This window comes from Vibrio sp. 811, assembly GCF_033339195.1.
The window spans coordinates 1-960 of sequence record NZ_JAWOUB010000152.1 but is presented as its reverse complement, the minus strand read 5'-3'; the positions used below and the strand labels follow the sequence as shown (position 1 = coordinate 960).

Sequence of the window (960 nt, the reverse complement as noted above, 5' to 3'; positions counted from 1 at the left end):
AAAGAGCTTTGGCAGAGTGCAACTAGCGATAGTGGCAAAATGCGAGTCATTGCCGATTACATATCCGCAATGACCGATGGTCATGCGCAAAAGCTACACCGCCAATTGTTCTCTTCGATTGTGTTGTAGAACGTTGTTCTACTTGTTCAAATAATTTTTTTCAAATACGCCCGGAGGCATCTGGGCGATTTGAAATTCAATCATCCTGTCAAAAGCATTAAGTAGCGGCGAGAAGTCGTTATCCGGCTCCAATAAACTCAACGCATAAAACCCTGCTTCCACTGTCGAAAGACTGTTGTCTGAAGGCGCTTTACGAATTGTATAGTGACCTTGTAAATCCTCGGGAAGCTTTACTGTGGTTAAAGTGTGCAAGTTGGTGGAAAGCTGCCACATTTTATAGGCTTTTTTCCACGTGCCATCGAGCAAAATCAAGCGTGTTTTTCTTGTGCGCTCGCTCTCGGTACACGCAATGTCTGAAAGGCACTGTGATTGCTCAGACGGATAAAGGATAAAATGCTGATACGCTTCATCGGTGAGTAACGCGTTTAACTGTGCGTCGTCAGAAAAATCCTCGCCAATCAAACAAGTACAGTTCTTTAAACTCAAATTGAGAATCCGTGCCGTACCAAGTGGACGATGCGCTTCACTCGTATGCTGAAGAATGATAAGTTCAACCCCGCTTGCTAGCGGTACGATCCATTGGCAAATACAGGCTTTGCGCGATTTTCCACACTGAGAACAATAACGAGACATAGAGTGAACCTTTATACATTGCTGACCATCATCAGCGTTATCTGCTTAGTACTACAATTCGAACCAATGGCGAGCCTCACCGAATGGCACGCTTACAACATACGTCATGGTGAATGGTGGCGAATCGTAACAGGAAATCTCACACATACCAACTTTGCCCACCTTGGAATGAACTTGGCTGGATTATGGGTTATCGCGTTTATATTC

3 protein-coding genes are annotated in these 960 nt (G+C 44.6%); 2 read left to right on the top strand and 1 reads right to left on the bottom strand.

The window, feature by feature from the left end; genetic code table 11:
- Window positions 1-129 (top strand): hypothetical protein (locus R7Q46_RS25490; RefSeq protein ID WP_318077983.1); only part of this gene is annotated, 129 nt, incomplete at its 5' end.
- Window positions 130-138: 9 nt separating this feature from the next.
- Here R7Q46_RS25490 and R7Q46_RS25485 read toward each other — a convergent pair.
- Window positions 139-753, bottom strand: coding sequence for a tRNA-uridine aminocarboxypropyltransferase (locus tag R7Q46_RS25485; protein WP_005482520.1), 615 nt, complete (start codon window positions 751-753; stop codon window positions 139-141).
- A gap of 3 nt (window positions 754-756) precedes the next feature.
- Between R7Q46_RS25485 and R7Q46_RS25480 the strand changes: the two genes are divergently transcribed.
- Window positions 757-960: rhomboid family intramembrane serine protease (locus R7Q46_RS25480; RefSeq protein ID WP_318077981.1), on the top strand; the 204-nt coding region annotated here is incomplete at its 3' end.